General features: G+C 69.9%; 24 protein-coding genes. 2 read left to right on the top strand and 22 right to left on the bottom strand.

Features of this window, described 5'->3' with window-relative positions:
- The 3 genes from ACT3UN_RS02815 to ACT3UN_RS02805 form a co-directional block, all read right to left on the bottom strand.
- Positions 1–723: cytochrome c biogenesis CcdA family protein (locus ACT3UN_RS02815; protein WP_444656239.1), on the bottom strand; the 723-nt coding region annotated here is incomplete at its 3' end.
- Positions 716–1,336, bottom strand: a complete 621-nt coding sequence (locus ACT3UN_RS02810; protein ID WP_444656237.1) for a TlpA family protein disulfide reductase — start codon at positions 1,334–1,336, stop codon at positions 716–718. The genes ACT3UN_RS02815 and ACT3UN_RS02810, both read right to left, overlap by 8 nt.
- Positions 1,337–1,340: 4 nt before the next feature.
- Positions 1,341–1,946 carry a histidine phosphatase family protein gene (locus tag ACT3UN_RS02805; protein WP_444656235.1) on the bottom strand — a complete coding sequence of 202 codons (606 nt, stop codon included), beginning with the start codon at positions 1,944–1,946 and terminating at the stop codon, positions 1,341–1,343.
- A gap of 106 nt (positions 1,947–2,052) precedes the next feature.
- Between ACT3UN_RS02805 and ACT3UN_RS02800 the strand changes: the two genes are divergently transcribed.
- A complete protein-coding gene (locus ACT3UN_RS02800; RefSeq protein WP_444656233.1) occupies positions 2,053–3,111 on the top strand; it encodes an iron-siderophore ABC transporter substrate-binding protein in 1,059 nt (352 codons plus the stop codon).
- 17 nt (positions 3,112–3,128) lie between these two features.
- Here ACT3UN_RS02800 and hemL read toward each other — a convergent pair whose 3' ends face one another.
- From hemL to ACT3UN_RS02730, 14 genes are all read right to left on the bottom strand, one after another.
- Positions 3,129–4,433 (bottom strand): glutamate-1-semialdehyde 2,1-aminomutase, encoded by a 1,305-nt coding sequence (gene hemL / locus ACT3UN_RS02795; RefSeq protein ID WP_444656231.1) that lies wholly within the window; start codon positions 4,431–4,433, stop codon positions 3,129–3,131.
- Positions 4,434–4,528: 95 nt separating this feature from the next.
- Complete coding sequence (locus ACT3UN_RS02790; protein ID WP_444656229.1) at positions 4,529–7,261, bottom strand: heavy metal translocating P-type ATPase; 2,733 nt, start codon at positions 7,259–7,261, stop codon at positions 4,529–4,531.
- Between the two features lie 3 nt (positions 7,262–7,264).
- Positions 7,265–7,765, bottom strand: a complete 501-nt coding sequence (locus ACT3UN_RS02785) for a hypothetical protein (RefSeq protein WP_301442159.1) — start codon at positions 7,763–7,765, stop codon at positions 7,265–7,267.
- Positions 7,766–7,777: 12 nt separating this feature from the next.
- Positions 7,778–8,503 carry a hypothetical protein gene (locus ACT3UN_RS02780; RefSeq protein ID WP_301442158.1) on the bottom strand — a complete coding sequence of 242 codons (726 nt, stop codon included), beginning with the start codon at positions 8,501–8,503 and terminating at the stop codon, positions 7,778–7,780.
- A 28-nt stretch (positions 8,504–8,531) separates the two neighbouring features.
- On the bottom strand, positions 8,532–9,536 hold the full coding sequence (gene hemB, locus ACT3UN_RS02775) for a porphobilinogen synthase (RefSeq protein ID WP_444656227.1): 1,005 nt from the start codon (positions 9,534–9,536) through the stop codon (positions 8,532–8,534).
- Between the two features lie 31 nt (positions 9,537–9,567).
- Positions 9,568–11,421, bottom strand: a complete 1,854-nt coding sequence (locus ACT3UN_RS02770) for a uroporphyrinogen-III synthase (protein ID WP_444626346.1) — start codon at positions 11,419–11,421, stop codon at positions 9,568–9,570.
- A 70-nt stretch (positions 11,422–11,491) separates the two neighbouring features.
- Positions 11,492–12,481 carry a hydroxymethylbilane synthase gene (gene hemC / locus ACT3UN_RS02765; protein WP_444656225.1) on the bottom strand — a complete coding sequence of 330 codons (990 nt, stop codon included), beginning with the start codon at positions 12,479–12,481 and terminating at the stop codon, positions 11,492–11,494.
- The gene (locus tag ACT3UN_RS02760; protein WP_444656223.1) at positions 12,478–13,929 is read right to left on the bottom strand and encodes a glutamyl-tRNA reductase; all 1,452 of its coding nucleotides are present in this window, start codon (positions 13,927–13,929) and stop codon (positions 12,478–12,480) included. The genes hemC and ACT3UN_RS02760 overlap by 4 nt, the downstream gene beginning before the upstream one ends.
- A 166-nt stretch (positions 13,930–14,095) precedes the next feature.
- Positions 14,096–14,398 carry a glutaredoxin family protein gene (locus ACT3UN_RS02755; protein ID WP_301442154.1) on the bottom strand — a complete coding sequence of 101 codons (303 nt, stop codon included), beginning with the start codon at positions 14,396–14,398 and terminating at the stop codon, positions 14,096–14,098.
- A gap of 118 nt (positions 14,399–14,516) precedes the next feature.
- The gene (locus tag ACT3UN_RS02750) at positions 14,517–14,618 is read right to left on the bottom strand and encodes a 30S ribosomal protein bS22 (protein ID WP_003855542.1); all 102 of its coding nucleotides are present in this window, start codon (positions 14,616–14,618) and stop codon (positions 14,517–14,519) included.
- A gap of 228 nt (positions 14,619–14,846) precedes the next feature.
- Positions 14,847–15,047 (bottom strand): helix-turn-helix domain-containing protein, encoded by a 201-nt coding sequence (locus tag ACT3UN_RS02745; RefSeq protein WP_301442153.1) that lies wholly within the window; start codon positions 15,045–15,047, stop codon positions 14,847–14,849.
- 242 nt (positions 15,048–15,289) lie between these two features.
- Complete coding sequence (gene proC, locus ACT3UN_RS02740) at positions 15,290–16,120, bottom strand: pyrroline-5-carboxylate reductase (protein WP_444656221.1); 831 nt, start codon at positions 16,118–16,120, stop codon at positions 15,290–15,292.
- A gap of 47 nt (positions 16,121–16,167) precedes the next feature.
- A complete protein-coding gene (locus ACT3UN_RS02735; RefSeq protein WP_444656219.1) occupies positions 16,168–17,094 on the bottom strand; it encodes a hypothetical protein in 927 nt (308 codons plus the stop codon).
- Between the two features lie 275 nt (positions 17,095–17,369).
- Positions 17,370–18,338 carry a Ppx/GppA phosphatase family protein gene (locus tag ACT3UN_RS02730; RefSeq protein ID WP_301442150.1) on the bottom strand — a complete coding sequence of 323 codons (969 nt, stop codon included), beginning with the start codon at positions 18,336–18,338 and terminating at the stop codon, positions 17,370–17,372.
- Positions 18,339–18,371: 33 nt separating this feature from the next.
- Here ACT3UN_RS02730 and ACT3UN_RS02725 point away from each other — a divergent pair, with 33 nt between their 5' ends.
- Complete coding sequence (locus tag ACT3UN_RS02725) at positions 18,372–19,304, top strand: hypothetical protein (protein WP_444656217.1); 933 nt, start codon at positions 18,372–18,374, stop codon at positions 19,302–19,304.
- Between the two features lie 22 nt (positions 19,305–19,326).
- Here ACT3UN_RS02725 and ACT3UN_RS02720 read toward each other — a convergent pair whose 3' ends face one another.
- The 5 genes from ACT3UN_RS02720 to mshA all read right to left on the bottom strand — a co-directional run bounded on the left by ACT3UN_RS02720 (position 19,327) and on the right by mshA (position 24,173).
- Complete coding sequence (locus ACT3UN_RS02720; protein WP_301442148.1) at positions 19,327–20,034, bottom strand: response regulator transcription factor; 708 nt, start codon at positions 20,032–20,034, stop codon at positions 19,327–19,329.
- Positions 20,035–20,181: 147 nt separating this feature from the next.
- Complete coding sequence (locus ACT3UN_RS02715) at positions 20,182–21,414, bottom strand: sensor histidine kinase (RefSeq protein WP_301442147.1); 1,233 nt, start codon at positions 21,412–21,414, stop codon at positions 20,182–20,184.
- Positions 21,415–21,452: 38 nt separating this feature from the next.
- Positions 21,453–22,208: a phosphoglyceromutase gene (locus tag ACT3UN_RS02710; RefSeq protein ID WP_301442146.1), complete on the bottom strand. Its 756-nt coding sequence runs from the start codon at positions 22,206–22,208 to the stop codon at positions 21,453–21,455.
- Positions 22,209–22,261: 53 nt separating this feature from the next.
- Positions 22,262–22,810 carry a YbjN domain-containing protein gene (locus ACT3UN_RS02705; RefSeq protein WP_301442145.1) on the bottom strand — a complete coding sequence of 183 codons (549 nt, stop codon included), beginning with the start codon at positions 22,808–22,810 and terminating at the stop codon, positions 22,262–22,264.
- Between the two features lie 10 nt (positions 22,811–22,820).
- Positions 22,821–24,173: a D-inositol-3-phosphate glycosyltransferase gene (gene mshA, locus ACT3UN_RS02700; protein WP_444656214.1), complete on the bottom strand. Its 1,353-nt coding sequence runs from the start codon at positions 24,171–24,173 to the stop codon at positions 22,821–22,823.
- Between the last annotated feature and the right edge of the window lie 31 nt (positions 24,174–24,204).

The following is a 24,204-nucleotide window of genomic DNA, read 5'->3' as shown; positions in this document are numbered from 1 at the left end:
GCCGGTGACCAGCAGGATGCCGACGATGATCAGCAACGCGCCGCCGATGATCTGGATGGTGCGGGAGTGTTTCCGCAGCCATCCGACGCCGCGCAGTGCCTTGGCGGAACCCAGGGCGACCAGAATGAACGGTAGTCCCAGGCCCAGGCAGTACGAAATGATGAGGATGACGCCACGCGCCGCGGTCATGCCTCCGGTGCCCGCGGACACCGAGATGATCGCGCCCAGCGTCGGCCCCAGGCACGGCGTCCAGCCCAGGGCGAAGACGCCGCCGAGCAGCGGCGCGCCGGCGAGGGTGGACCAGCGCTTCGGGGCCATGCGGGTGTCGTTCTGCAGCGGGCGGATGAAGCCCATGAAGACGACACCCATGAGGATCGTCACCACACCGCCGACGCGCATCAGCGTCTCCTGGTTGATCTTCAGCGCACTGATCGCGCCGAAGACCGTGGCGGTGGCCAGGACGAAGACGACGGTGAAACCGGCGACGAAGAGCAGCGCCGCGCCACCGGCGCGGCCCCGCCTGCCCGTGACGACCGTGCCGTCCTTCGTGTACTCGGTGTCCGCGCCGACGACACCGGCGAGGTAGGAGACGTAGCCCGGCACCAGCGGGATCACGCACGGAGAGGCGAAGGACACCAGACCGGCGACGGCGGCGGCGAGCAACGCGAGCAGGATCGGCCCGGTCGTCACCGCCTCCGAGAACGCGGTACCGAGGTCACTCATCGTTCAGCAGCGGCTCCACGGCCGCCCACAGCTCGTCGTCGTTGACCTCCCGCAGGAAGACCTTCGCCGGACGGTGCTGCTTGTCCAGCACGATCGTCGTCGGGATGACCGAGGCGGGCAGGCCGCCGAGGGCCAACGCCGACTTGAACGGCGGGTCGTAGATCGACGGGTAGCTGATCCCGTTGTCCGTGACGAAGTCGCGGGCCTTGTCCGCCACCGAGTCACGCACGTTGATGCCCAGGATGGTGCCACGCCCGTCGTCCTCGAGCTTCTCCTGGACGCGCTGCAGATCGTCCGCCTCGCTGCGGCAGGGGCCACACCACTGGCCCCAGGAGTTCAGGACCACGACCTGGTCCTCGAAGTCGTCGAGCTCGATCGACTCGCCCGACTCCATGAGCGACTCACCCTGGAGGTTGCCGACCGGGTCGCGGTCGTCCTCGTCGTAGCTGATCTCCGTCTGCCCGCCCGGGGAGACGAACTCGAAGGTGCCACCACTGGCCACGGCATCGGTGCCGGCGGTGTTGCTCTCGCCGCACGCGGCCACGGTGAGCGCCAGCGACGCGGTGACCAGCGCCGCCGCGATCCGTCGTCCCTGCTGTCCCACGTTGCCCATCAGATCAGATCTCCTGTGCCGGCTCCGAGTAGACCATGTCCACGAGGTCGTCGCCCTCGAAGACCAGCGAGGTCACCGAGGCCAGCTCGCACCGGCGTGCCGCCGGGTTGTGGCTCAGCGGCAGCCCCTGCACGTCGCGCTGCACGCAGACGATGGGCAGCTGGTGCGTCACGCACACCGCTTCCCCGCCCTCGGCACCCTTGCGGGCGCGGTCGACGGCCCGCCACATGCGGTCGAGGATCTCGGAGTAGGGCTCGCCCCAGCTCGGGACCGTCGGGTTCTTCAGCATGGGCCAGCGCTTCGGGTTCCACAGCGCCGAACGCACACCCTTGATGTGCAGACCCTGCAGGTCATTACCGGCCTCCAGCAGGTCCTCGTCCACACCCGGGGTCACGTCGAGCGACTCCGCCAGCGGCGCGACGGTCTCTCGCGCGCGCTCCAGCGGGGAGGAGACGACGTACCGGATATCGTGGTCGGCGAGGTCCGCGGCCACCGCGGCGGCCATCTGCCGACCGCGGACACTGAGGTGCCAGTCGGGCAGACGACCGTAGAGGATGCGGTCGGGGTTGTGGACCTCCCCGTGACGGACGAGGTGGACGATCGTTGTCATGGGTCCCGACACTACCTCGCATGGTGCTCAGGTCATAAGCGAACCACGCCAAGCAGACCACTCGGTGAACGACGATCACCCGCTGGTGTCATGCTAGCCTGCCCTCATGCATTCTATCCCCCGGAAAACCTCTGGACGCGGCCTGCGCCGCGTCGTCGCCACCATGGCGGCAACCCTCCTGACCTCGGCCACCCTGGTCGCCTGCACCTCGGAGTCCACCGACGGATCCTCCGACGGCTCCGGGTCAGGGGACTTCGAGCCCGTGACCATCACCCACGCGCTCGGTGAAGCCGAGATCACCTCGAAGCCCGAGAGGATCGTCACACTCGGCCAGGGTTCCGCCGAGACCGCCATCGCCCTGGGCGTGACCCCGGTGGCCACCGAGAGCTACGAGTGGGGCGCGGACGACTCCGGCCAGCTCCCCTGGGTCCGCGAGGCCGTCGAGGAGCAGGACGGCGACCTGCCCGAACTCATCACCGGTGGCGACGACGTCAGCGCCGAGGAGATCGCCGCCCTGGACCCCGACCTCGTCCTGGCACCGTGGTCCGGACTCACCCAGGACCAGTACGACCAGATCTCCGAGGTGGCCCCCACCGTGGCCTACCCCGAGAGTCCGTGGACGATCGACTGGAAGGACCAGATCACCACCATCGCCACCGCCCTGGGCGAGTCCGACCAGGCGGAGGAACTCATCACCGGTATCGAGGACGACTTCGCCGCCGTGCGTGAGGAGCACCCCGAGTTCTCCGAGCACGACTTCGCCTTCATCTACAACCAGGGACCCGCGGAGAACATGGGCGTCTTCCTGCCCACCGAGCAGCGCGCCGCGATGGTCGCGAACATGGGCCTGCAGGTCGCCCCGGTCGTGGAGGAGATGAAGGAGGACGAGGTCGTGGGCACCGACTCCGCCCAGTTCAGCCTCGAGGACGCCGACCGGCTCAACGACGTGGACCTGATCTTCACCTTCTACTCCGACGAGACCAACCGCGAGGAGATGCACGACAACCCGGTCTACGGCAACATCAGCGCCATCCAGGACGGCCGGGAGGTCGCTCCCACCGACCAGTCCTTCGTGACCGGGTCCTCGATGATCAACCCCCTGACCGTCCCCTGGGCCCTGGAGCGCTACGTCCCGATGATCACCGAGGCGCTCGACGCAGAGTAACGGGTCAGGGTGACGGGTCAGTCGGACGCCGGGCGCGCGGCAGCCGCCGCCTTCGCCGCGGGCACCAGCGCCGACTCGATCCGCTCGAAGTCGGCGTCCGTCAACGCGGTGGAGACGAACCAGGTCTCGAAGACGCTCGGCGGGGCGAACACACCGTTGTCCAGCAGCGAGTGGAAGAACGGCGCGTAGCGGAAGGTGTCCGCCGCCTGCATCTCGCCGAAGTTGTGGCCCTGCCCCTCGGCGAAACGCACGGACAGCATCGTCGTGGCCCGCTGCATGTGGTGCGCCACGCCCTCCCGCGACAGCGCCTCGCTGACCAGGTCGGACAGCCGGTCGGCGTTGGCCTGCAGGGTGGTGTAGGTCGACTCGTCGGCCAGACGCAGCGACGCCAGCCCCGAGGCCGTGGCCACCGGGTTCCCCGACAGCGTGCCCGCCTGGTAGACGGGCCCCTCCGGGGCGAGCATGCCCATGATGTCGGCTCGTCCGCCGAAGGCCGCGGCCGGCATACCGCCGGAGACGACCTTGCCGAAGGTCGTCAGGTCGCCCGCCACGCCGTCCACCCCGAACCAGCCGGAGCGCGAGGTACGGAAACCCGTCATGACCTCGTCGAGGATCAGCAGCGCGCCGTCGGCGTGGGCGATCTCCTTGAGTGCGGCGTTGAAGCCGTCCTGCGGGTGCACGGTACCCATGTTGCCCGCGCTGGCCTCGGCGATGACCGCGGCGATCTGGCCGGGGTTCTCGGCGAAGGCCGCGCGCACGGCGTCGAGGTCGTTGTAGTCCACCACGATGGTCTCCGCCGCGGCGGAGGCGGTGATCCCCGGGGAGTCCGGCAGGCCCAGGGTCGCCACACCGGAACCGGCGGCGACCAGCAGCGAGTCCACGTGGCCGTGGTAGCAGCCGTTGAACTTCAGGATCTTGTCGCGTCCGGTGAAACCACGCGCCAGGCGCACGGCCGACATCGTCGCCTCCGTCCCGGAGTTGACCAGGCGCACCTGCTTCACGCTGGTGCGGTCGATGATCTCCTGGGCCAGATCGATCTCGGCCAACGTCGGCGCGCCGAAGGACAGTCCCTTGCCCGCGGCCTCACGGACCGCCTCGACGACCGCCGGGTGAGCGTTGCCGTGCAGCATCGGGCCCCAGGAGCAGATGAGGTCGACGTAGTCGTTGCCGTCGATGTCGGTCAGACGCGAACCGGCCGCCGAGGCGATGAAGGGGGCGGTGCCGCCGACCGAGCCGAAGGCCCGCACCGGGGAGTTCACCCCACCCGGGGTGACCGCCCTGGCCTGGTCCATCGCCTGCGAACTGTTCGTCCGTCCACTCATCTGCCGCTCCTTCGTCGTCCTGCTGGTTCGCGTGTCTTGCTGACGTGCCCCAGCATAATGAGTGGGCTGCGGTCCCGGGTGCGCGGGGGAAGCGCTCAGCGCGACTGCCAGGGGCTCAGGTTCTCCCCCGCCCAGGCGCGCAGCCGGGCCAGGCGCGAGTCGCCGTTGCTGCCCGGCACCTCCGCACCGTCCCTGCCCAGCGGGTCGCCGATGCTGAAGTCACGGTGGCTGATGCGCGCCGACCGCCACTCGATGAGCAGCGAGGACCCCAGCATCAGGGCCGTGGCCAGCAGCGGGTTCAGCAGGCCGGAGACCGCCAGCACCAGGGCGAGGATGTTGTAGCCCCAGGCCAGCCACAGGTTCCAGTCCACGGTGGCACGCACGTGCCGGGCGAGGTTCACCGACTCCGCCACCACGGACACGTCGTCGCGGATGATCACCACGTCGCTGCCCGCGGAGTCCAGCCCACGGACCTCCCCGTGCTCCCCGCCGATGTTGTCGAGCCGGTCGGCCGACCCCATGAGGATGCCCACGTCGGCGACCTCGAGGCAGTCGAGCACGTCCTGGTCGCCGACCATGGCCACGGTGGCACCGTGGGCGTGCACGTTGCGCACCGCCGGGGCCTTCTGGGAGGGGATGATGCCGGCGAGCACCTTGGAGATGCCGATGGAGTCCGCCATCCTCCGTGCCACCGGGTAGGTGTCGCGGGAGAGCATGTAGGTCTCGACCCCGGCGTCCTCGAGCCAGTGGACGGAGGACTCGGCGTCCGGCTTCACCGCGTCGGCGACGTTGATCACCCCGCGCGTCCTGCCCCGCCAGCTGACCACCAGCGGGGTCCCGCCGCTGAGCACGGCGTTGGCCAGGGTGGGGTCGGTGAGTTCGGAGAGGTCGCGTGGACGCCACAGCTGGGCCTGGACCGGGCGCAGCGCCTTCTCCCCGGTCTGCGGGTCGGCGACGGGCAGGTCGACGGTGGCGGTGAACACGCCCTTGCCGTCGACCTCCACCGGGCCGGCCTCCAGCCAGTGCGGCACGTCCGCTCCCCCGGCGCCGCTGTCACGCGACTCCCGGTCGGCGCGCACGATCGCGCGCGAGACCCCGTGGGGGCTCTCCAGGCTCAGCACGCCGGCGACGCGCAGCACCAGTTCACCGACCTCGCCCTTGGCCGGGGTCACGCCGACGACGTTCATCGGACCCTTCGTCAGCGTGCCGGCGCGGTTGAAGATGATCGTGTCCACCGCGGCGAGTCGGTGGACGGTGCCGGTGTCACGCAGCAGCATCCCGTCGGACGCCGCGCGCGCCAGCCCCAGGCGCAGCGCCAGGGTGGTCGACAGGGCCAGGGCGACGGGGGCGACGGCGACGAGCACGGTCAGCGTGGTGGAGACCGCCGCGGTCATGCTGGACGAGGCCGTCCACCAGGCGATCCCGGCGATCACCGCGATCACCGCGGCCCAGGGCACCAGCAGCGAGGCGGTACGCGTGGCGAGTTGCTCCAGGCGGTTCTCCTCGCGCTCGGCGGCGGCGATCCAGCGACGCACGGCCGCGACCCTGGTCCGTGAACCGGTGCGGTTCACCCGCACCTTCAACGGGTCGCCGGAGTTGGTGGACCCGGCGAAGACCGTGGCGCCGACCTCGACGGGCACGTCGCCGCGTCCGCCGCTGAAGGGGCCGGCATCGACGACGGAGCGTCCTCCCACGACCTCACCGTCGCACGGGATGACCTGGCCGGTGCCGACGAGCACGTCGTCACCGACGCGGATCTCTGTGGCGGGGATGACCGACTTGGTGGGTTGGCCGCCGCGGGACTTGCGCACCACGGTCACGTCGCCGCCGCGCTCCACCGACAGCATGTTCAGCGCCAGCAGGGAGCGCAGCCGGGTACGGCGCGAGGCGAGCCTGCCGAACAGCAGCAGGATCGTGCAGCCGCAGGCGACGTCGAAGAACAGCGCGTCGGTCTGGTAGCCCCAGGAGATCAGGATGTTGCCGGCCCGCCAGCCCGGGTCACCGGCGGGGCCGGTGAGAAGCTCCACCAGGGAGTACAGGTAGGCCAGCAGGATGGCGGCGGAGGACGCCGCGTCGAGGGCGGGCATGCCACGGCGCAGCCCGCCGAGCATCGCGCGGTGGAACGGCCACGCGCTCCACAGCACCACGGGCGTGGCCAGGCCCAGGCACAGCCACTGCCAGTGGTCGAACTGCCACGACGGCACGAGCTGCAGCACCACCACGGGCAGGCCGAAGAGCAACGCGACGAGCAGGCGGGCCCCGGTGATCAGGTTGCGGGCGGTGTAGAGCACCTCGGTGCCGACCTGGTGGCGTCGACGGCCCTGGCCGAGCTGGTGGAAGGACTCCCCCTCCAACGCCATGCGGGCACGGTTCTCCCTGTGCCGGTGCGCGTAGAAACTCGCCGGACGGGGCTGGGCCAGGCGTTCGGCGCGGCGTCGCAGCGAGGCGACGGTCAACCAGGACTCCACGCCCGCGTCGGTCATGACGTTGCGCAGCACGTCCGGTTTCAGCGACTCCGGCGCCGTCACCCACGCCATGGATGTGGAGTACACGACGCGGGCCTGCACGCCGGGCAGCACGTTGAGCGCGCCCTCGACGCGTCCTGCATGCGCGGCGGACTCCAGCCCCTCCAGGTGGAAGGTGAAGGACGTGAGCCGCATCCCGCCGCGACCCTGCCGGCCCTGCCGTAAGGAGTGCTCGAACGCCTCGGCGTCATCGGGGTCATCGGGGTCGTCGGGGGCGAGTCCGGCCGCGCGGGCGGCCTTGCGTGCCTCGGCGATGGCCCGCGACACCTCGTCGGACACCTCGTCCGATACCTCCGGTTCCACGGCTCAGCCCTCCCGGTCCTGCAGTTCGCCCGGGGACCCGCCGAAGTAGGTCCGCACCGCCGGGCGGTACATCGCCAGGCAGGCCACCGCGAGGAACAGGGCCACGAGCGGCTGCTCCAGGCCGCCGACGTTGAAGACCCAGCCGACCAGGGTGAAGCCCATGGCCACCGCGGCGGCGATCATCAGCCGTCGGCGCCGACGGGCGTCGCCCTTCAGCAGCCCCGGCACCAGCACCCCCACCGCCACGGCGGCGATTACCTGGACCGTACCGACCCAGCGCATATTCGCCGAGAGGGTCTCGACGTAGGCCATCTGCTCGGCGTCGTCGACGACCGGGCGCTCGACCACCCACATCATCACCCCGCTGAGCAGCAGGCCGATGCCGGCTGCCACGAACAGCACCACGGCGACCTTCACCGAGCCGGGGATTCCGTCACCCGGGGTCCAGTAGCGGATCGCACGGTTTCGGTCACCGGGGTCGGAGTTGTGGGAGACCGGGAACATGCTGGGCACGGTTCAGCGTCCCCTGTTCTTCTTCTCGGCCTTACGCTTCTTCTTCTCGGCGCGTTCCTTGTCGAGTTCCTCGTTGCGCCTGGCCATCTTGTCGGCGTACTCCTCGACCTCCTGCTTGTCCGGCAGGCCGAACCAGTCGGCGTTGTCCGGGCGGGTGATCAGCCAGATGCCGACGGCGGCGACGACACCGGAGATGATCGTGCCCGCTCCGACGAGCAGCACCAGCGGCGTCGCGCCCGTGTCCGGCGGGGACGAGAACACCTGCAGCAGCGCCATGAGCGCCAGGTACACCGAACCGACGCAGAGGAACAGCCGGCTGCGCACCCCACCCCGGGCAACCCGGGAGGTCAGGTACACGCAGACCGCCACCGCCACGAGGTTGAACAGCAGGTTCAGGATGGCGGTGCCGGTGACCAGCGTGCTCTCCGACACCCCGTCGGGGATCGAGCCGGAGCTGACCTGCTCACGGACCTGACTGGTCAGCTGGCGGGGGTCCTGCAGGGTCATGACCAGCTGCAGGACCGCGGTGAGGGCCTGCACGGCACCGACGATGTACCAGGCACGCGCACCGTCGCGGACGTTCTCCGGTGCGTCCTTCGACGAGGACGCGAGCCCGCCCGGGCGTCCGACCTTCGGCGGTTGCGGCCTGTCGGACCTGCCGGGGTCCTTCGGGCCGTCCGGCATGCCCGGCAGTCCCTGCTGCTTGTTCGGGGGTGTCTGCTGTGTCATATCGACGCCCAGCTTAGCCAACGGGCAGTCAGCCGCGCAGGAGGTGGGCCGCCTCGGTGGCCCAGTAGGTCAGGATGATGTCGGCGCCGGCGCGGCGGATGCCGGTCAGCGAGTCCATGATGGCGGCCTCGCGGTCGATCCAGCCCTTCTGCGCGGCGGCGGTGATCATCGAGTACTCCCCCGACACCTGGTAGGCGGCCACCGGCACGGTGGAGAAGTCGGCGACCTGACGCAGGATGTCCAGGTGCGGCATGGCGGGCTTGACCATCACCATGTCCGCGCCCTCGGCGATGTCGAGCTCGACCTCCATCAGTGACTCGCGGGCGTTGCGGGGGTCCTGCTGGTAGGTCTTGCGGTCGCCCTGCAGCGAGGAGCCGACGGCCTCACGGAAGGGACCGTAGAAGGCGCCGGCGTACTTCGCGGAGTAGGCGAGGATGGAGACGTCCTGGAAGCCGGCGGCGTCCAGCGCCTCGCGGATGACGGCGATCTGGCCGTCCATCATGCCCGACGGGCTCACGACGTGCGCCCCGGCCTCGGCCTGGGCCACGGCCATGCGCGCGTAGAGCGGGAGGGTGGCGTCGTTGTCCACGACGGTGGCCCCGAAACGGTCCACGGTGAGCACACCGCAGTGGCCGTGGTCGGTGAACTCGTCGAGGCAGGTGTCCGCCATGACGATGAGGTCGTCGCCGAACTCGCGGCGCAGGGCGGCCAGGCCCCGGTTCAGGGCGCCGTCGCGGGCCCAGGCCTGCGAGCCCTCGGCGTCCTTCGCCTCCGGGAGGGGGACGCCGAACAGGTCGACGGAGCCGACCCCGGCGTTCAGCGCCTCCTCGGCGGCGCGCAGCAGCGAGGAGTCGGTGTGCTGGTACACCCCGGGCATCGCGGAGATCTCGCGTGCCTCGTCCAGCCCGTCGGCGATGAACATCGGCAGGACCAGCTGGTTGGGTTCCAGGTGGGTCTCGGCGACGAAGTTTCGCATCGCCGGGGTGGTGCGCAGGCGGCGGGGACGGCGGACGGGATGAGCGTGATCAGTCATGGTGCTGATCGTACGCCGGGCGCCGCGCGGGTTATTGCCCGGTGGTCGGACGACGCCGACGACGTCGCTTGCGCGGCGGCGGGAGCTGGCCGGCGGTGCGCAGCTCGGCGACGTGGTGCGCCAGGGCGTCGATGAGCTCGGGGACCCCGGCGACCTCCGGCATCACGTCCACACGCAGGCCGTGCTCGCGGGCGGTCTGCGCGGCCATCGGGCCGATGCAGGCGATGATGGTGCGGGTGTGCGGCTTGCCGGCGATGCCGACCAGGTTCTTCACCGTCGACGAGGAGGTGAAGCACACCGCGTCGAAGCCGCCCGACTTGATCATGTCGCGCACCTCCTGGCTGGGCGGGGCGGCGCGCACCGTGCGGTAGGCCACCACGTCCTCCACGGACCAGCCGAGCTCCACCAGGCCGTCGACGAGGGTGTCGGTGGCGATGTCGGCGCGCGGCAGCAGGACCCGGTCCACCGGGTCGAGGTCGGCGTCGTACGCCGGGAAGACGTCCACCAGGCCCGAGGCGTTGCGCGCATTGGACTTCGGCAGCAGCTCCGGGGTGATGCCGAGGTCGCGGACCGCCTGGGCGGTCTTCGCGCCGACGGCGGCGACGCGCACGCCGGCGAGTGCCCGGGCGTCCAGACCGAATTCGGCCAATTTCTCCCACACGGCCTTCACGGCGTTGACGGAGGTGAACACGATCCAGTGGTAGCGGCCGTCCACCAGGCCCTTGATCGCACGTTCCATCTGGGCGGGGCTGCGCGGCGGCTCCACGGAGATCGTGGGCACCTCGATGGGGATCGCACCGTGGGAGGCCAGGCGCGCGCTCATCGGACCGGCCTGGTCCTTGGCGCGCGGCACCAGCACGGTCCACCCGTACAGCGAGCGGTTCTCCCACCAGGAGTACTTGCTGCGCCGGCTGGCCTGGGTGCCCACCGTGACGACGAGCTCCTGGGGCATCTCCCCCTCCTTCGCCAGCGGCCCGGAGGCGGCGACGACGGACTTGAGGGTGTCCAGGGTGACGTCGTAGGAACGCTGACGCCGGGTGGTGGCGTGGGTGGTCACGGTGACCTGGGTGCTGCCCACCACGTCGCGCTTCTTGAGTTCGCTGGTGATCACCGGCAGGTCGGACGGTGCGGCGGTGAGGATCAGCGGCTTGGGTGCCGCGGCGATGCCGTCCCAGTCGGGCCCGGAGCCGGTGTCGGTGGTCAGGTCCACCGCCGTGTAGCCGTCGCCGGTGGCGATGCCGGTGTAGGCGGGCAGTGCCGAGGCCCCGGTCATACCGGGGACGACCTCGAACTCCACGCCGAGGGCGGCGACCTCCTGCAGCTCCATGAGCACCGCGGGGTTGCTCACCGGGTTGCCGGCGACCAGGCGGACCACGCTGTGGCCGTGGTGCACGTGGTCGACCATGGAGTGGGCGACCTCGGCGGCCTCGACGGGACGGATCTCGTCCGGGTCCGGGCTGTCGGGGTAGGCGGCGTAGCCGGACGCCTCGGCGTCGCGGGCGGCCTCCTCGGCGGCGGCGTGCACGGCCACCGCCTCGGCGGTGTGGGGCGCGGCGAAGACGATCTCGGCGGCGGTGACCTCGGCGGGACGGCGCGGGCGGCGGCGGGCGCCGGCGGCCTTCGCCGCCTCCAGCTCGGCCTCCCACTCCCTCTCCGCGGCGGCGCGCTTGTCCTCGGGGACGGGCAGCCGGTCGGCGATGATGCCGCGCACGGCGGCGGTGACGGCGGGGTCGACCCACACCCTCGAGGTGTTCTCGAGGATCTCGCGGGCACGGACAGTCAGCAGCTCCGGGTTTCCGGGGCCGGCGCCGACGAACAGGACGCGTCCGCGGCCAGTCAGGGGACTGTTCGTGGGTCCCGTCTGGGGGATTCCGGCATTCGTCATGGAGGTGACTTTCTCAGGTAGGTCAGGCTGTGCTGTGTGGACGTGGTGCGACGGACCGGTCAATACCAGGTCAACGTGCACCGACGATGTCGGTGATGATCTCGGCGGCCCCGCCGTCGATGAGCTCGCGTCCCACGGCATGGCCGAGGTCGGCGGCGGTGGACAGCCACGGGCCCTGCGGTATCTCCAGGTCGACGGACCGCTCCCGGAGCAGCTGTCTTGACCCGTCGAGGGCGAAGACGCCTCCACGCAGGGTCAGGGTGCCGTCGACGTAGGTCGACCAGGCACCGACCGGGGCGGTGCACCCGGCCTGGAGTTCCGCCAGCACGGCACGTTCGGCGACGGCGGTGGCGTGGGCGACCGGGTCGTCCAGCCCGAGCACGGCGGCGACGGCCTCCTCGTCGTCGGCGCGGACCTCCACACACAACGCGCCCTGGGCGGGTGCGGGCAGGATGTCGTCCACCGTCACCGTCTCCGAGGCCCGGTCGAGCACGCCGACGCGCTCCAGCCCGGCACGGGCGAGGACGACGGCGGCGAGGTCGTCGTCGCTGACGCGTCCCATGCGGGTGTCGATGTTGCCGCGCAGCGGGCAGACCTCGAGGTCCGGGCGCAGGGCGCGGATCTGGGAGACCCGCCGCGGTGCACCGGTGCCGACCTTGGCACCCTCGGGCAGCTCGCGCAGGGACAGTCCGCCGACGCTGACGAGAACCTCACGCGGGTCCACCCGCGGCGGCACGACGGCGATGAACCGGTCGTCCGGCGCGGTGGGCAGGTCCTTGAAGGAGTGCACCGCGACATCGCACTCGCCGTCGGCCAGCGCATTGCGCAGGGTCTCGGTGAACACTCCGACGCCGATCCGGTTCACCGGCGTCTGCGCCTTTTGCGAGGCGTCGCCCGGGGTGTGCACGAAATGCAGTTCGGCGACACCGGCGGCGTCCCCGAACATGTCCTTCAGGACGCCGGTGAGGGCGTCGCGTACGGTGCCGGCCTGGGTGCGTGCCAGGTTGCTGGCCCGCGTCCCGACGAGGAGGTCGCGCGCCTCAGCGGACTGACTGCTCACGAAGCCTCCTCGATGTTCTGTCCGTTCTCCGACTCATCCCCTGCTGGCGCTGGTGTGGTGGCCTCCTGCGACGGGGGTTGCAGCACGTTGCCGATGCGGGCCTTGCCCGCGTCACCCGGCTCGATGGCCTGGGACACCGAGGACGTGGAGCCGGCCGGCAGGTTGAACAGTGTGGCCAGCGCCTCGGCGTAGTTCACCGTCCCGTCCTGCGAACTCAGCTTCTTGACCTGCACCGTCGGAGTGTGGAGCAGCTTGTCCACCACGCGGCGCACGGTGCGGGCGACCTCGGCACGGTCCTCGTCGGCCATGCCCGGGGTCCGTCGGACCAGCTGGCCCAGCTCGTCGTCGACGACGTCGGCGGCACGGCGGCGCAGCGCCTTCACCGTCGGCACCACCGACTGCACGCGCACCTGCTCCAGGTACTCCGAGAGCTCCGTGGCCACGATGTTGCGGGCCGCGGACTCGTCACGGGCCCCGTCACCGGCCAGGGCGGTGAGCTCCTCGATGTTGAGCAGCCGCACGTCGGCGACGTCCATCACCGCGTCGTCGATGTCACGCGGCATCGACAGATCGACCAGCACCATGCGGTGCGGGCTGTTGCGCTGTGCCTGCGCCAGGTCGTCCGGCCCCAGCACCGTGCCCACGGCACCGGTCGCGGAGACGACGACCGCCGCACCGTCCAGCGCGTCCTGCAGTCCGTCGAAGCCGCTCGCCGCGGCGTCCACCCCGGCCTCCCGGGCGTGGGCGGCGAGGTTCTCCGCACGCGCCACCGTGCGGTTGACCACGGTGACGTGGCGGACGCCGGAGCGTCCGAGGTACGTCGACGCCAGCGAGGCCATTGCCCCGGCGCCGATGACCACCGCGTCGCGTCCCTCCATGTCCGCCACGCCGAGCTCGGCGAGCGCGTGGTCCAGCGCGAAGCTGACCATCGAGGAGCCGGCCTCGTCGACAGCGGTCTCGGTGTGCACCCGCTTGCCCGTGCGCAGTGCGCGCTGGGTGAGGTCGTGCAGCGTGGTGCCCACCGCGCCGTTGTCCGAGGCGGAGGTGTAGGCGTTGCGCAGCTGACCGATGACCTGCTGCTCCCCCACCACCATCGAGTCCAGACCGGCGGCCACGGTGAGCATGTGCTCCGCGGCGGCGTCGGCGTAGCGGACGTAGAGGTAGGGCTCCAGCTCCACGGCCTCCATGTCGGCGTGGGCGGCGATCGTCTCCACGACGTGGTCGAGTGCGGGGTGGAAGGCGGAGGTCGCGACGTAGAACTCCATGCGGTTGCACGTCGAGAGGATCAAGGCCTCGGTGACGCAGTCGCCGGCGACCAGGTCGCGCTCCAACCGGTTGAGTTCCGCCGGGGAGACCGACGCCTTCTCGAGAACCGGCACAGGTGCCGACCGGAAGGACAAGCCGACCAGGAGGACGGCCGCCGGTCCGGTGATCCCGAGTCCTGCCATGGCTGCACAGCCTCCCGCGAAATCGTCAGTGGTTACTCTTTCGCTGCGACGGTCCCACCCACCGACGCGCGGCGGGCGACGCCGTCCAGCGTTACCGGGTACCTACGGTATCCCCTTATGGTCCCCAATAACAAAAGCACCGGAGAGCACTCCTACCGACCCCCGGTTAACGGGAGCGGGCTGAGGGAGCGGCCGGGGGCGCCTCCGCGCGGGCCGTGGAGAGGGCCTCCAGCAGCTCGTCGTCGTCGATCTCCCAGCACGCCACCTCCTCGTCGTCGACGAGGACGACCGGCACCCGGTCGCCGAACTCCACGGCGAGAGCGCGGTCGGTGTCGACGTCGACGACCTGCAGGACGACGCCCTGCCCGGCGCACACCGGCTCGATCTGCCGGCGGACACGTCCGCAGGACCCGCAGGTCTCGCGGACCATGATCGTCACCGTCGGGCTGTACCCACTGCTCTGGTCCATGTCCCCCACCCTAGAACAGCCTCCCGGCGGACACGACGGGCCATGCCGGGACACAACGAAGGCGCGGCCCCGCTCCCCGAAGAAGGGGAGGCGGAGCCGCGCCTTGGCTGGCATCGGCCTATTTACCGAGCTTCCGTCGCTGAACGCGGGTACGGCGGAGCATCTTGCGGTGCTTCTTCTTCGACATGCGCTTGCGACGCTTCTTGATGACAGAACCCATGGGTCCTCCCTCGTGGTAGGTCTTCGGTTAAGGATCATGCTGCTGGTCGGTTCCCGCACGGTACGCGACGGCACCGCAGGCGGACGGCAAACGGCAGGATAACCTCACCGATCGGGACCGATCCGACACGAATGCGGTCCAGTTTAACTGGCGGAGCGTTGCAACGGCAAAAGACCCCTCCCTCACACCGACTCAGGGTCGACGCGAGGGAGGGGTCTGGAGTCCCGGCTAGCCGGTCTGGCCCGCCTCGTAGATCGAGGCGCCCAGGTATTCCTGCACCGCCTGCTCATGCACGCGGAAGGAACGTCCGACACGCACCGCCGGCAGTTCACCGGAGTGAACCAGGCGGTAGACGGTCATCTTGGACACCCGCATCAGCTCGGCGACCTCTGCGACCGTCAGGAACGTACCACTGTCATTGTTTGCCATAATTTCCAATCCTTACGACGCACGCACGCGCTGCAGGCTTCCCCTCCTGCAGAACTTCGACACGTCGGGCGCTCGCCCCATCCTATCGTTAATCTTGTGAATATTGCGACGAGAATGACAAAAGTTGACGGCTGGAGACCGGGGAGACGGGAGGCGCTGGTGACACGGCTGTGACGAGAGTGACGCAGGGGGTGTTGCACCGTTACCCCCACCCCCGGACGGGGGAAGCGGGGGGTTGAAGCCTACTTCTCGTCGGCCGGGCGGCCGAGCTCCACGGAGCGGTCCACACAGGCCTGCATCGCCCGGAAGAACGCGGTCCGCAGACCGTTCTCCTCGAGACCGCGGGTCGCCGCGGCGGTCGTCCCGCCGGGGCTCGTGACGTTGGCGCGGAGATCCACGGGGTTCTTGTCCCCCTGGGCCATCATCGTGGCCGCACCCTCGACCGTGGCGATCGCGAGCTGCTGGGCGACGGGACGGGCCAGGCCGAGCTGCACGCCGGCGTCCGTCATGGCCTCGGCGACCATGAAGATGTAGGCGGGCCCGGAGCCGGAGACGGCGGTGACGGCATCGATGTCCTTCTCGGCCACGGCGACGGCCTGGCCGACGGTGGCGAAGAGGTCCTTCACTGCCTCGACCTGATCGGCGGAGGTGAACCGTCCACCGGCGATGGCGCTCATGCCCTTGCCGACGAGCATCGGGGTGTTCGGCATGACCCGCACGGCCGGCACACCGGCAGCCAGGGCGGATTCCATGGTGCCCAGGCTCACGCCTGCGGCGACGGAGACGACGACGGTCTCGGCGTCGTTGTTGTCCAGCGTCGAGGAGATGTCCTCCAGGACGGAGACGACGATGTGGGGCTTCACGGCGATGACCACGAAGTCGGCCTCCGCGGCCGCGGTGGCGGCGTCGTCGGCGCCGGTGATCCCGTACTTCTCGTGGAGGAAGTCGAGGCGGTCGGAACTCGGGTCGAAGACGACGACGTCGGGCTTGTCGGCCGACCCCCCGTCAGCCACGAGACCCGAGATCAGGGCCTCACCGATGTTTCCTCCGCCGATAAATGCAATACGTGTCATACCCACCAGCGTGCCAGGCGAGGGTGAAGCACGCCACTTGCGGGGTGTCAGACGGACATGATCAGGCGTGGTCCGAGTGTGATGACCAGGCCGACGATGAACGCCAGGATCAGCACGAGCGTGTGCCGGTGGCGCAGCAGGGCGTGGACGACGCCGACGCACACCAGCGTGACCACGCCGGCCATGGCCAGGACCAGCGCGGTGGGCAGCTTGTCCCACAGCAGGGTGAAGCCGAAGAAGATGACGACACCGACCACCAGGGCGATCGCGGTCTGGCCCAGCAGTGCGGGCCAGGAGATGGCGTCGTCCTCGTACTCGACGATCTTGTCGGGGTCGTGCTCCTCGGCCTCGGCGGCGGGCTCGTGGGCCGGCTCCGGTGCGACGGCGGCCTCGCCGGCGCTCTCGTCAACGCTCTCGTCGACGTGCTCATCGTCCTGCGCCACCTCGTCGGTGGAGTTCTCAACCGAGTCCTCGGCAGAGTCCTCGGCAGGCTCCTCAGCCACATCACCGGCGGACGGGTCGACGCGGGGAATGACCGTGGTCTCGCCGGCGCTGAACAGGCCACCACGTGCCGGCTCGGCGGCCGGTTCAGCGGCAGGCTCCTCCACCGGCTTGTCGACCGGCTCGTCGTGGAGCTCCTCGTCGACGACCTCCCCGTCGACGACGTCTACCTCGTCGACCTTCTCCTCGGTGACGTCCCCGGCCGGGTCGTCCTCGAGTTCGTGGCCACCGCGGTGGGGGTGCTCGTCGGCGACCGGCGCGGCATCGGCGCGGTCGGCCCGGGCAGTGCTGTCACTGCCGTCGCCGGCGGCGTCGAGGTCCTCATCGTTGACGACGGGAATGGAACCGGTCAGCTCGGAGACGGAGACTCCACCGTCATCGAGGTTGCGTCGACGCCGAGGACGGTCTGCTCTGCGAGCACCGTCCTTGGCGTTGCGGGCCATAAGCTCCGCAACAGTCAGCTTCTCACTCATCCGTCGTTCCCATCATCGGTCATCACCTGCCGGACCGGTCGGCAGGCCCGAGACACCTTCGTGACCGCCGAACTTACCCGACGACCGTCACCCATGTCTCAATTATCAGGTGACAGTTTACAGTTATCACGTGTACAGCCCACATCGGCGCAACGACGGGCCCACGAAATCCGCGTGAACCGTGCGTCCACCTGTGGTTTCATCGGGCCCCGCTACCCCACCGGCGTAGCCCCCTCCCCGGGGAACACCGGTGTCCGGGGCGGACGTCCCGCCGGTCAGCTGCTCTTGTCGACCTCGACGTTCGGGTCGAAGTCCGCCGCGTCGGCGGCGTCCGCCCGACGCAGGATCACACCCTCACGCAACGCCCACGGGCACAGCTGCAGCTGCTCGATACCCAGGTGGCGCATCGTGGCCTCAGCCACTAGGGCACCTGCCACGACCTGCGCCGAGCGGTCCACCGACACACCCTCCAACTCCGCACGGTCCGCCGCGGTCATCCTGGAGATGAACGAGGTCAACTGCCGCACACCGGGGCGGGTCAGCACCCGGCGCACCCGTGGGCCCGCCGAGGACGGTGCGGCACCGGTGAGGCGCGCGAGCATCCGGAACGTCTTCGACGTACCCACCGCCAGGTCGACCGGGCCCGCCTCCTTGAGCTGCTTGACCGGTTCCTCGAGCGTCTCGTCGATGTGGGCGGCCAGCGCCTTGATCTCCTTACGGCTGGGCGGATCCGTCCGGAACCAGTCGTGGGTCAGGCGCCCTGCACCCAGGTTCACCGACAGCGCCACGTCCGGCAGCTCGTTGACCCCCACCGACATCTCCAACGACCCACCGCCGATGTCCAGGTCGCAGATACGTCCGGCAGACCAGCCGAACCAGCGGCGCACCGCCAGGAAGGTCAGCTCCGCCTCGGCCGTGCCGGACAGGATGCGCAGCTGCACACCGGTCTGCTCCTCGACCTCGGCCAGCACGGCCTCGGAGTTCGTCGCCGAGCGCAACGCCGAGGTCGCGAACGGCAGCATCTCGTCGCAGTGGAACTGATCCGACATCTCCGCGGCGAGGCCGACCCCCTTGATCAGCTTGCGGACACCCTTCGCGGTGATGGCGCCGTCCTCGTCGAGGTACTCGACGAGCCGCATCGGCGTCTTCCAGTTGCTCATGGGGGTCGGCGGACCACCCGGGGCCATGTCCACCACCACGAGGTGGACCGTGTTGCTTCCCACATCCAAGACACCTAGTCGCACGGTTTCAACCCTATCCGGTCTACGGTGTTGACCGTGACCCATTCTGTTCTTTCCAACATCACCAGCGGCTACCCGGACGGGACCCCGGCCGACCTCGCGGTGCGTTCAGGACAGGAGACTCCCGCCGACCATCAGCGCGAGTACCTGGAGTTCACCGACCCGGCGGATTCCGAACACATCGTCTCGGTCGATCTTACGTGGCTCCTGTCGACCTACCGGTGCCGCTTCGGCACGGACGCCTGCCACGGAATCGACGCGGAGCACCCTGACGTGGGTTGTTGCGTCCACGGCGCCTTCCTCACCGACGATGACGACCGTGGTGCCCTCGCCGAGATCGTGCCCCACCTGAGCGACGAGGACTGGCAGTTCCGGTCGATGGTGATGGACGGTGCCCGGAACACCGACGGGAACGCAGACGGGGACACCGACGGCATCGAGCCGTGGCTGGTCTGGGACGAGCTCGACGGCGACGACACCGACTCCGGGGAACCGGAGCCAGCCCTCAAGACCCGGGTGCACGAGGGTGCCTGCGTGTTCGCCAACCGTGCCGACCACCCCGCCGGCGCCGGCTGCGCCCTGCACGGGTGGGCGCTGAAGAACGACGTCGCCCTCACCGTGGCCAAGCCGGAGGTCTGCTGGCAGCTGCCGTTGCGCCGCCTGGAGGACTGGGAGACCAGGTCGGACGGCGCGGAGGTACTGCGCACGACGGTGACCGAGTACACGCGGCGCGGATGGGGCGCCGGCGGGGAGGACTTCGACTGGTACTGCACCTCGGACCCGGGCTGCCACACCGGCGACGACGCCCTGTGGTCCACCCACGCCGATGAACTGTGTGAACTCATCGGCGCCGAGGCCTACGAGGTGGTGGCCGAACACTGCCGGCAGCGCGAAGAGATGGCACGCCTGGCGCCGTCCGGCTTCCCCCTGCTCTCGATCCACCCGGCGACCGCCGCGGCGCACCGCTGACGGCGCCCGGACACAGCGGCCACTACCCCTCGAACTTGTAGCCCAGCCCCCGCACGGTGACCAGGATCGACGGGGAGGACGGGGTCTCCTCGATCTTGGAACGCAGCCGCTTGACGTGCACGTCGAGGGTCTTGGTGTCACCGACGTAGTCGATGCCCCACACCCGGTCGATCAGCTGGCCGCGGGTGAGCACGCGCCCCTCGTTGCGCATCAGGTACTCGAGCAGGTCGAACTCCTTGAGCGGCAGGGCCACCGGGTCGCCGTCCACCGCGACGGTGTGGCGTTCCACGTCGAGCACCACCCGAGGACTGCGCAGCACCAGGCTGTCGTCGCCCTCCCCCTCGTCCAGCGCGTTCTCTCCCCCGCGGCGCAGCACCGCGCGGATGCGGGCGATTAGTTCGCGGGCGGAGTAGGGCTTGGTGACGTAGTCGTCGGCCCCGATCTCCAGTCCCACGACCTTGTCGATCTCACTGTCGCGGGCGGTGACCATGATCACCGGCACCGAGGACACCGCGCGCAACTGCGTGCAGACCTCCGTGCCGGACATGCCCGGCAGCATCACGTCCAGCAGGACGAGGTCGATGCCGTGCGCGTCGAAGAGCTTCAGTGCGGTCGGCCCGTCGGCGGCGGTGTAGACCCCGAACCCCTCCTTCTGGAGGAGGAAGGCCAACGGTTCGGCGAGTGATTCCTCGTCCTCGACGAGCAGGACGGTGGGACGGTCACTGGACATAGGGTGAAAAGGTCCTCACACATGTGCGACGGCCGTTGTACGGCCGGATGGGACGGAACTTCGGACGGAACTGACGATTCCCGGCGAGGTTGCTGGGAGACGACGTCATTGTAAACTCCGCACGTCGATCCTGCCGGGTGAACGCCGTCATTCACCACCGGCGAGCAGTTGCTCGGCGGTGAAACGCTCCTGGTCCGGCACGTGCTCCTCGGGGACGGCGGAGCGGTCCAGCACCGGGAACTCCAGGGAGAAGGTCGACCCCGTGCCCGGCTGCGACCACAGCGAGACGTTGCCGCCGTGGTTGATCACGGTGTGCTTGACCACCGCGAGTCCCAGACCGGTACCGCCGGTCGCCCGGGACCGGGCCTTGTCCACGCGGAAGAAGCGTTCGAACACCCGCTTCTGCTGGTCCGGGGCAATGCCGATGCCGCGGTCGGTCACCCGGATGACCACCGAGGAACCACGGACCGCACGGCTGATACTGACCGGGGTGTCGTCCGGCGAGTAGTTGATGGCGTTGGCGATCAGGTTCGTCACGGCGGTGACGAGGAGTTCCTCGTCGCCGGTGAGCCAGGCGTCTCCCGGGGAGTCCGTGATCAGGTCGATGTTCTCCACCTCCGCGGCGACGCGGGAGCGTTCCACGGCCTTGTCGATGACCCGGTCCACGCTCACGGGGCGCACGTCCGGCAGCGACTCGGCCCCCTGCAGCTTCGACAGTCCGATCAACTCGGAGATCATCGTGGAGACCCGTCGGGTCTCCATCTGGAGCTTGTCGCCGAAGTACTCGACCATGTCCGGGTCGTCGCTGGCCTCCAGCATGGTCTCCACCAGCAGGGAGATCGCCCCGACCGGGGTCTTCAACTCGTGGGAGACGTTGGCCACGAAGTCGCGGCGCGCGGCCTCCATGCGCACGTTCTCGGAGTTGTCGTTGGCGTAGACCACCACGAAACGGCTGTCGACCGAGGTCAGCTGCCGTACGGTCACCGCCACGGAGAACACCGGGCCGACCGCCCCGGTGCCGGGGTGCAGCACGCCGTCGCGCGGCTCCCCGTCGTCGAAGACCCGCTGGGCCAGGCGGTGGACCTCCGGGACGAGATGGCGGCCCTCCACCACCCCGAGGTCCTGCACGCTGCGGTTCGAGAACACCAGGTCCTCGCGCAGGTCGACCACCGCGACCCCCAGCGGGGACGACTCCAGGGCGAAGTGCATCACCTGGGCGATGGTCGACACACGGTTGTGCTGGGTCTCCCGGCGGATCCGTTCCTTCTCACGCCGTTCCGCCCGGCGGCGGAGCACCGTCACCACCAGGGTGACGGCGACCCCCACGACGAGCCCCAGCAGGACTCCCCCGGCCAACGGCAGGACGATCTCTGATTCCACGTCCGTTGCGTCCTACCCGTCCCGTCCTGCTCCGAGGCCTACTTGCCGCCCTGGGCGGCGACCGCGGCGGCCCCCGCCTCGGCGGCCTCCGGGTCGAGGTACTCGCCGCCCGGGTTGAGCACCGAACCCTTCTCGTCGAGGCGGTAGACCAGCGGGATGCCGGTCGGGATGTTCAGCCCGGCGATGTCCTCGTCGGAGATCTTGTCGAGGTGCTTGACCAACGCACGCAGCGAGTTGCCGTGCGCGGCGACGACCACGGTCTCCCCCGCCTCCAGGCGGGGCAGGATGGAGGTCTCGTAGTAGGGGATGAAGCGCTTGACCACGTCGAGCAGGCACTCGGTCTTCGGGACCTCGGCGAGGTTGGCGTAGCGGGGGTCGTCCGACTGGGAGTACTCGGTGCCGTCCTCCAGCTCCGGCGGCGGGGTGTCGTAGCTGCGACGCCAGGCCATGAACTGGTCCTCGCCGTACTTCTCCTTGGTCTCGGCCTTGTTCAGGCCCTGCAGCGCACCGTAGTGGCGCTCGTTCAGGCGCCAGTCACGCACCACGGGGATCCAGTGGCGGTCGGCGGCGTCCAGCGCCAGGTTGGCGGTGGTGATCGCCCGGCGCAGCAGGGAGGTGTACAGGACGGTGGGTTCCAGGCCGGCCTCGGCGATCATCTTGCCGCCGCGCACGGCCTCCTCCCGTCCCTGGTCGGTGAGGTCGACGTCGACCCAGCCGGTGAACTGGTTGGAAGCGTTCCACTCGCTCTGCCCGTGGCGGAGGAGGATCAGCGTGCCATGGTTGTTTTCACTCATGGTCCTCATTGTGCCACGCATCGGCGCACCGCACAGGGGGACGCGACAGGACGTTACGGCGTCGGCGGCGCCGACGGGGTGCGTCCTGCGCGTTCTGCACGGTCCTTGCGCTCGGCGGCGCGTTCGTCCTCGTAGCCGGGACGCAGCCGCTGGAACGCCTCCAGGTTGCGGGTCGACTCCCCGCGGTCCAGACGCCACTCCCATTCACGCCTGATCGACGTCTCGAAGCCCAGCTCCAGGATGTGGTTGAAGTCCCCGTCGGCGAGCTCCAGGACCTGGCCGAGGATGCGCTGCACGTCCTCGGCGGTGGTGGTGTCGGGGAACTGGCCGGCGAGGTAGATGTCGTTGTTGTTGTCCAGCGTGTAGTGCACGCCGTAGGCCTTGCGGTTGTGCTGTAGCAGCAGGCGGTAGACCTCGGCGTGGGCCTCCTCGACGGCGCGGCACACGAACGCCTCGACGCGCAGCATGCCGTCCTGCGGGATGAACAGGGCGTTGGTCTTCAGCCGGCGCTCACCGGGCAGCACGACCACGGCCACGTCGTTGGAGACCTCGAAGTCGACCTCCGCGGCGTGAAGAAGCTCTTGCAGCTGCTGTAGTTCCATGGGACCGAACCTACCCGCCCGTGGTACCGCTGGGGTCACGGGAGGCCAGGGAACTCAGCGCCACACCGGGTTCCGAGCATCCGTGGGAACGCCAGCGCTCCACGAGCGAGGAGTACTCGGCGACCATCCGGTCCACAGTCACGTCCCAGGAGTACTCGGCGGCGTGGGACGGGGCGAGGTCGGACATGGAGTTACGCAGGTCGTCGTCCATGATCAGGTTCTCCAGCGCACTGGCCCAGTCGGCGGGGTCGTGCCCGTCGACGAGCACGCCGCTCTCCCCCTCCGTCACGGTCAGCGGCAGACCGCCGACGCGGGCGGCGACCACCGGGGTGCCGGATGCCTGCGCCTCCAGCGCCACCAGGCCGAAGGACTCGTTGTAGCTGGGCACGGCGATGATGTCGGCGGCCTGGTACACGCTGACCAGTTCCTCCGGCGGACGCGGCGACAGGAAGCGGACGTAGCCGGACACCCCGAGCTCGGCGGCGAGTTCGTGCAGTTCATCGGGTCGTTCCATACCCGTGCCGGACGGCCCGCCGCAGATCACCACGCGGATGTTCTGCTCCGGGTGCCGCCGGATCAGGTCGGCGGCGGCGCGCAGAAGGATGTGCGGCCCCTTGAGCACCTGCAGGCGTCCGATGAAGGCGATGACCTTGGCGCGCAGCGGGATGCCGAGCTCGCGGCGGGCCCGCTCGGTGGCCCGGTCGGAGCCGGGGGTGAACCGGTCGACGTCCACGCCCGGCGAGACGACCGTGAGGTCGGCGGTGTCGGCGTCGTAGGCGGTCACCAGGGCGTCCGCCTCGTCCTGCGTGTTGACGATGATGCGGTCGGCGTTGTCGATGATCTGCTGCTCGCAGATCCGGCGGGACTCCGGCTCCGGGGTGTCGCCCTCGGCCAGCCCGAGGTTCTTCACCGCAGCCCAGGTGTGCGCGGTGTGCACCAGCGGCACCCCCCCCAGGTCGCGCAGCAGCCAGCCGACCTGGCCGGACAGCCAGTAGTGCGAGTGGATCAGGTCGTAGCGTCCCGCACCGGTGCGGTCGCCGGCCCCGGAGGTGCCGGCCGCACCCGCCTCGCGACGCACGAAGGACAGCACCGAGCCGGTGAACGCGGCGAGCTGCGTGGGCAGCGACTCCTTGGGCAGCCCCTCGAACGGCCCGGCCACGCAGTTGATCACCCGCAACCCCGGCGCGACCTGAACGACCTCCCCCTGGGAGGCACGCGTGGCGCGGGTGAAGACGTCGACCTCCACGCCGTGGCCGGCGAGATGCTCGGCGACGTTACGGACGTAGACGTTCATCCCGCCGGCGTCCCCGATCCCGGGTTGTTCCAGCGGCGATGTGTGCATGGAGATCATGGCGACGCGCATAACGTCCCAGAATATGCCGGGCTGCCACCGC

The sequence above is a fragment of the Corynebacterium sp. AOP12-C2-36 genome, from assembly GCF_052379185.1.
GTDB lineage: Bacteria > Actinomycetota > Actinomycetes > Mycobacteriales > Mycobacteriaceae > Corynebacterium.
This window is presented reverse-complemented; position numbering and strand designations above follow the sequence as displayed.